The organism is Gluconacetobacter liquefaciens (genome assembly GCF_003350405.1).
In the GTDB taxonomy this organism is placed as follows: Bacteria; Pseudomonadota; Alphaproteobacteria; order Acetobacterales; family Acetobacteraceae; genus Gluconacetobacter; species Gluconacetobacter liquefaciens.
This window is the reverse complement of the sequence record NZ_QQAW01000015.1, coordinates 61056-67957: the sequence shown is the minus strand read 5'-3', so window position 1 is coordinate 67957 and position 6902 is coordinate 61056. Positions and strand designations below refer to the sequence as shown.

The following is a 6902-nucleotide window of genomic DNA, read 5'->3' as shown; positions in this document are numbered from 1 at the left end:
CTTCGATGCCTTCATGAAACTCTCCTCGTCCCGCTTACGGGATCATACGTGGAAAATTCCAACTCAAATTGGCCGGGTTTTCGGGGAGCACGTCAGTGGGCTTGAGGTATCCGAGGCCAAACGGCTGAAGGCGCTGGAAGATGAAAACAGGCACTGAGACGATCATGGATTGCGCGCGTCAGGTAATTGAGAGGGCCAGGTGACCGAGCGCGGAGAGGCCGTCCGCCCACAGTCCGAGGCCAGATCTATTGCCGATATGTCCAAGGTGACCGGCATCCAGAACTGTCGATCCCCATCGATACGCTATGACGCGAGCGCGTGGCATGCTCAGCCATTTGTCATTGCGGCTGGTGATCAGAGTCGAGGGGAAGGGCAGGCGGGCAGTCGGGAGCGGGGCAAAATCGGCGACCCGTTGGGCGTCTGGTCCATGGTGCTGTTCCACATCGGCTGGAGCGACCAGAAGGGCTCCGGCAACGCGTCCTGTTGGTCGCTCGCTGGCCCAACGGGCGACCAGGACGGCGCCGAGGCTGTGGGCAACCAGGATCGTCGGTCGCCGGCAGGCTGCCAGGGTATATTGCAATCCCGCACACCAGGCGAGATAGGTCGGTTGTTCCCAGTTGCTCTGTGCGACCCGGTGAAGCGTTACGCCGTGCTGAGGCAGAAAATGTTCCCATCGGGATTGCCAGTGATCCGGTGCCGAGCCGTCGAGACCGGGAACGATCACGATTTCGAAGCGGGATAGAGCGTCGACCAAGCCGGATGTGGCGGCTGGGGTGAGCGGGCTCGTCTGGCGACGGGGAGGCATCTGACGCTGTGTGTCTGTGCCGTGGTCGTGATGATCGGTAGCCGGCATTGGGTGATGTCTCCCTTGTTCGAAATTGCTTCTGCTGGCTGGATCAGTCGCTTGACGGATATCGGGCGATCAGGGCGGACTGGCGTCGCCATTGCCTGAGCATGTCGAAAGCCCCTTTGCTGCGAAAGCCGCGCTGCCGCATCAATGCCCCGATCCTGAAAGCGCGACCGTAGAAGCGAAACTGCGTACGCCAGATCGAAGCGAGAGTCGTGCCTGATGCCCACATATGGATCGGTTCGGAGTCGATGCCGTTCACCTCGATGATCTGAAATTGGCGGCCCTCCCGAAGGGCTTCGACCGAAGCGAAACGCAGGTCTACACGCCCATGGTGGGAATCTGGCAGCCTGCGCAGGATGGCATCGATGCGTTTCGTCAGTGCCGGTGTGATCAGATGCGTGGCATCGCGGAATAGCGAGCCTTTTGAATGGTTTCCCGTAAAGACCAGGGAAACGACTTCGCCCGGAGACGGGACTTCATCCAGCCTTCCCGTCAACCGGGGAAGATAGACATGCGGCACGGTACCGGCACGCGGGTGATCGAGGATCAGTTCGTGCAAGGTGGATACGCCGTTGCCGACCACGAATGGCGAGGATTTGAACGTCATGGACAGGATCTGCCCGATGTCCTCGTTCGGCAGGCGGGAATAGAAGATGCCGGCCTCACCCTCATAGGGAATGAAGTGTTGGATCATGACCGGGATATTGTCTGGATAAAGCGCGAGTGTTTCGCTCAGGCGGTCCTGGGTGCGGATCAGCCGTACTCCGGCGCCCTTGCAGCCGATATCGGGCTTCAAGACCACAGGAAAAGACAGGTCCAGCCGTTCCATGGCATCCGCCGCGCGCCGCATGCTGTCCTGGCCGGTCGTGAAAACCTGCCACGGGGCAACCCAGGTGCTCTCCGATGTGGGGAACTGGCTCAGAATGCCGCTTTTGCTTTCACCGCAGAGGCCACCGGTGGGTATATGCGGATTGGCCAACGTCGCGATGGCGAAGTCGCGATAGCGCAAACCCATTGCGATCCAGAAGGTCACCAATGGTCCATAGATGATCCAGGAGGCAACGTATTCCCAAGGCGCCGCTGTGCTATCCTCCTGGCAAGGATCAAGCGTGCCGGCGTCCAGCGTGGTCATCGCCGGTAGAAGTCCTGCCGTCATGATGTCGACTTCATCTCGCGTGTCGGACAGGAGCACGGCATGTCAGGCAGCCTGCCAGGCGGGAGTGCATCCGCAGTCGCGATTGGCTCCCAATGCGTCGAGGACCGAAATAACATCAGAAAAATCAAGATTTCGACGAGAAGAATATGAAAGAGTCATGCGTATGGTCCTGGATGGGTCTAGAAAATAAACCACATGATCGTCGGAAAAAGCGGACGCTTCACCACCGACATCGATGGCGATGCCTCGCCAGAGGGTTCGAACAGCGCCGGATGGGTCTATGATGCGTGGAACAGATGTCGGAGCGGGCGGCCGGCGATCCGACGCGTGGATGTCATCGGCGGCGGCATTCAGGCCTAGCATCCTGATTGGTCGGAAACATGAACTGGCCCATTCCATCCCGTTTTGAAGACTGTGCGGCGTGTAATCATCCACATGGGTCAGGACGACCCCCCAGCCTGCACCGAGCCACATATGAAAGTGGATCGGCCCCCATGTCGTGTCGCAGGCGAAATCCGGGGCCATCCAGCCGGGAAGCAGTGCCATCATTGGCCTCCTGGACCTGGATCGTCTCTTGTTGGCTGGGGCGGATGACAAAGAAAGGACGGGTCAATCGGATGCAATAAGTGTCTCGATCCGTTCGACAATGTTTCTTAAGGACATCACTTTGACCTTGCGGCGGGAATCGGCATCCAGCGCCGCTTCTTCGCGCGAGAGGAAGCAGTCTCGCCCAATCCGCAAGGCTTGTGTTTCGCCTTCGGGCGTGAACCAGCCGTCGTCGCGCGGTTCGCCGTTGATACGGTAGATGGCACCTTGCGTCGCGAATTTGGACACCCATACCTGGCGAACGGAAAGGAGATCCTGTCCGAACTCGGGAGAGAACCGCGTGACGAAGCGTCTTTCCGGATACGCCCGAGGGTTGCTTCGAACTGTCGGAAGGGATCGTCCATTGCGAGATGCCCTCCGGATCGGAGAGACGGACCTGTCGGCTTTCATCTGCCTTGACTCCAGACTCTGTGCATATTTCTGGGAATGATCATGCGTAAGGAATGGGCTGGGAAGGAGGCGCCTTCAGGTCCACCGTCGCGCGGGGAGACGGCGTACCTGCCAGCTGACCGAGAGATGAACGGAGGGCGAGGGGAGGCTGCATGCTTCTCCTGAAATTCTTTGGCAAGCCAATGGTCCTTGTCGGTAGGTGAGCATGGTGCCGGACTATTCGGCTGTGCGCCGAGAATCTGGCCAAGCCAATCCGCTCGTCGTTTGGTGGGGCTCACTCTGCGATAAACATTAGTGATATGCAAGAATTAACATTTTATATCGTATGATGAATTTTCAGACCTGCCGGATAGCATCCGCCACCGGGGTATACGGTTTAGAGGACGACTGGATGCTATGTCGTCGGTTTAAAAATATATACAATTATATCAATCTATTAATAGATTTTTACGCCGCGTTTTTGGAAATCTGATCGTGCTTGTGAATTCCAAATATTACGATAATAAATGTCTGTATGGGTTGACGCACGGCAATGACCCTGTAATCGTGCCGCTGTCGCCGCCTGTTGTGGCGCACCGATCCTGGGATGGAGCCCGATGACCCGCATCACCGCGCGAATGTGTCGCATCGAACGATGTAGCGCAGGACGAGCCGGCCGCATGAGGCCGATGCCCGCCCGATAACGCGCCGGCGGCGAAGGCTGCCGGCGGGCCCGCGCAAGCGGAACGACAAGGCAGTAAACCCATGTATGAATCGCAAATTGTGGAGATCGAGGGCACGTTTCTGGGTGCCCTGATCATGGAAGGCGACCGCAGGACGCGGCGCTTTTATGCGGCGCATGACAGCGTGCGCACCCTGCATAACCGTGTCCTGGCCGAGCCGGACGAATTGACGCGCCAGGTGGCGCGGCAGTTCCGCCACGCCCGTGTCCAGGCCGGTGCCCAGGCCACACCGCGATAATCCAGAGAGTCAGAGGTCAAGACAATGAGTGGATTTCGTCCCCTGCATGACCGTGTGGTCCTGCGGCGCATTTCTCCTGCCGAAAAGACGGCGGGAGGCATCATCATTCCCGATACGGCGCAGGAAAAGCCTGTCGAGGCCGTCGTGGTGGCGGTAGGGCCTGGCGCACGGGACGAGCGCGGGCAGGTCGTGCCGCTGGAAGTCCGCGCGGGCGATCATGTCCTGTTCGGGAAATGGTCCGGCACGGAAGTGAAGATCGGCGGCGAGGATCTGCTGATCGCCAAGGAGTCCGACCTGTTCGGCATTGTTGGCGGCGCGCGGTAAACAGACGGGATAGGGATACGCATCATGGCAAGCAAGGATGTAAAATTCGCGGGCGATGCCCGTGCGCGGCTGCTGGCGGGGATCGATATCCTGGCCGACGCGGTGAAGGTGACGTTGGGCCCCAAGGGTCGCAACGTAGTGATCGACAAGAGCTTCGGCGCGCCGCGCATCACCAAGGATGGTGTGTCGGTGGCGAAGGAAATCGAGCTGTCCGACAAGTTCGAAAATCTGGGCGCGCAGTTGCTGCGTGAGGTCGCCAGCAAGACGAACGACCTTGCCGGTGACGGTACGACGACCGCGACGGTTCTGGCGCAGGCGATCGTGCGCGAGGGGCTGAAGGCGGTGGCTGCGGGTTTCAATCCGCTGGACGTCAAGCGCGGCATCGACCATGCCACGAAGGCAGTGATCGAGGATCTGCGCGCGCGCACCCGCCCGATCGCGACGAAGGAGGAAACCGCCCAGGTCGCGACGATCTCGGCCAATGGCGACACCCAGATCGGACGGATCATCTCGGACGCTGTTCAGAAAGTCGGCAAGGACGGCGTCATCACCGTCGAGGAGGCGAAGGGCTTCGAGACCGAACTGGATGTGGTCGAAGGGCTGCAGTTCGATCGGGGCTATATTTCGCCTTATTTCGTGACCAACAGCGAAAAGCTGATCGCGGATCTGGAGCAACCTTATATCCTGATCCACGAGAAGAAGCTGTCGTCCCTTCAGCCGCTGTTGCCGCTGCTGGAAAGCGTGGTCAAGTCGGGGCGTCCGCTGCTGATCATCGCCGAAGATGTGGAAGGTGAGGCCCTGGCGACGCTGGTGGTGAACAAGCTGCGCGGGGGGCTGAAGATTGCTGCCGTCAAGGCGCCCGGTTTCGGCGATCGGCGCAAGGCGATCCTGGAGGATATCGCTGTCCTGACAGGTGGCGAGGTGATCAGTGACGATCTGGGGATCAAGCTGGAAAGCGTGACGCTGGCGCAACTGGGCCAGGCGCGCCGGGTGGTGATCGACAAGGATAATACGACCGTCGTCAATGGCGAGGGTGCGGCGGACGCCATCAAGGGGCGTATCGCCCAGATTCGCGCCCAGATCGAGGAAACGACGTCCGACTACGATCGCGAGAAACTGCAGGAGCGCCTGGCAAAGTTGGCTGGTGGCGTTGCCATCATCCGTGTCGGCGGCTCGACCGAGGTTGAGGTGAAGGAGCGCAAGGACCGGGTGGACGATGCCCTGAACGCGACGCGCGCGGCGGTCGAGGAAGGGATCGTGCCCGGCGGCGGCACGGCGCTTGCGCGTGCGACCGCTGTGGTGGCGAAGCTGCATTTCCACAACGAGGACCAGCGGATCGGTGGTGAGATCGTGCGTAAAGCGCTCCAGGCGCCGCTGCGCCAGATCGCAGCCAATGCCGGAGAGGATGGGGCGGTCGTGGCAGGAAAGGTGCTTGAATCCACGGACTACGGCTATGGTTTCGATGCCCAGATCGGGGAATACAAGGACCTGGTGGCGGCCGGTATCATCGATCCGACCAAGGTCGTGCGTACGGCGTTGCAGGATGCATCGTCCGTGGGGAGCCTGCTGATCACCACCGAGGCACTGGTGGCCGAGAAGCCTGAACCCAAACAGCAGGCGACCGCACCGTCTGGTGCAGATCTGGGATATTGATCCAACGTGACGGTCCGGTCTGGATGAATATCCGGGCCGGATCGTTGCCGTGATCGATGAGGTAGAAGAATGGCTGTAAATATCATCAGCCTGCAAAGCTACCTCGTCCGCGATCGAGCGAATGCCATTGCTCTGTCAGCCGCAAATAACGTGAGTGCGACAGAGATGGCGTCGTGGGAAATCATGAGGAGCGAGGCTCGGACACATAAAGATCCTGTGTTGAAGGGTCTTTTACGCCCTGGCATTCTTGACCAGCCGGATTTTGCGACGGCTTTGGCCTTTTTGTTGTCTCGCAAGCTCGGCGGCGATTTGCTGTCTACGGCGACGATCTTCGCGTTAGCGCGAGAGTTTCAGGGCAATCAGCCGTTGGCAGTCGATATGGCGGCGGCCGACTTGGCTTCGATCCGCGAACGCGACCCGGCTGCAGCCGATTTTTTGGTGCCGTTCATGTTCTTCAAAGGTTTTCACGCAATCCAATCCTATCGGATTGCGCACTGGCTATGGCAGGAAAACCGTCGGTCTCTGGCCCATTACATCCAAAGCCGGGCATCGGAGCTATTTGCCGTGGACATCCATCCTGCTGCGCAACTGGGGCAGCGGATTATATTCGATCATGGAACCGGCATCGTGGTGGGCGAGACGGCAGTCATTGAGGACGACGTTGCCCTGCTACAGAACGTGACCCTGGGCGGTACAGGCAAGGAAAATGGCGACCGGCACCCCAAGATACGGCGTGGCGCGCTGATTGGTACCGGAGCCAAGGTGCTGGGTAATATCGAAATCGGCGAGGGCGCCAAGGTCGGAGCTGGGTCGGTCGTGCTGAAATCCGTTGCCCCGTTCACGACGGTCGTCGGTAATCCTGCGCGCGTCGTCGGCGTGCGACATGAGGGGTTGCCGTCTCTAACCATGGATCAGACATTGCCGCCGCTCGAATATGAAATCTGACGATACAAAATATCCACC

8 protein-coding genes are annotated in these 6902 nt (G+C 59.7%); 4 read left to right on the top strand and 4 right to left on the bottom strand.

Annotation, left to right across the window (positions count from 1 at the left end; all coding sequences use genetic code 11):
* Positions 1 to 178: 178 nt before the first annotated feature.
* Genes C7453_RS17360 through C7453_RS17350 form a run of 4 tightly spaced genes read right to left on the bottom strand, consistent with a single transcriptional unit; the run spans position 179 to position 2840 of the window.
* Positions 179 to 853, bottom strand: coding sequence for an RBBP9/YdeN family alpha/beta hydrolase (locus C7453_RS17360; protein WP_245949137.1), 675 nt, complete (start codon positions 851 to 853; stop codon positions 179 to 181).
* 43 nt (positions 854 to 896) lie between these two features.
* A complete protein-coding gene (locus tag C7453_RS17355; RefSeq protein ID WP_245949136.1) occupies positions 897 to 2006 on the bottom strand; it encodes an ATP-grasp domain-containing protein in 1110 nt (369 codons plus the stop codon).
* 42 nt (positions 2007 to 2048) lie between these two features.
* On the bottom strand, positions 2049 to 2555 hold the full coding sequence (locus C7453_RS18775; RefSeq protein WP_141289022.1) for a thioredoxin domain-containing protein: 507 nt from the start codon (positions 2553 to 2555) through the stop codon (positions 2049 to 2051).
* 60 nt (positions 2556 to 2615) lie between these two features.
* On the bottom strand, positions 2616 to 2840 hold the full coding sequence (locus C7453_RS17350) for a hypothetical protein (RefSeq protein WP_114729326.1): 225 nt from the start codon (positions 2838 to 2840) through the stop codon (positions 2616 to 2618).
* Between the two features lie 906 nt (positions 2841 to 3746).
* Here C7453_RS17350 and C7453_RS17345 point away from each other — a divergent pair.
* From C7453_RS17345 to cysE, 4 genes are all read left to right on the top strand, one after another.
* Positions 3747 to 3962, top strand: a complete 216-nt coding sequence (locus C7453_RS17345) for a hypothetical protein (protein ID WP_114729324.1) — start codon at positions 3747 to 3749, stop codon at positions 3960 to 3962.
* Positions 3963 to 3986: 24 nt separating this feature from the next.
* Complete coding sequence (locus C7453_RS17340; RefSeq protein ID WP_114729322.1) at positions 3987 to 4286, top strand: co-chaperone GroES; 300 nt, start codon at positions 3987 to 3989, stop codon at positions 4284 to 4286.
* 24 nt (positions 4287 to 4310) lie between these two features.
* A complete protein-coding gene (gene groL, locus C7453_RS17335) occupies positions 4311 to 5939 on the top strand; it encodes a chaperonin GroEL (protein WP_114729320.1) in 1629 nt (542 codons plus the stop codon).
* A gap of 69 nt (positions 5940 to 6008) precedes the next feature.
* Positions 6009 to 6884, top strand: coding sequence for a serine O-acetyltransferase (gene cysE / locus C7453_RS17330; RefSeq protein WP_114729318.1), 876 nt, complete (start codon positions 6009 to 6011; stop codon positions 6882 to 6884).
* Positions 6885 to 6902 lie beyond the last annotated feature (18 nt).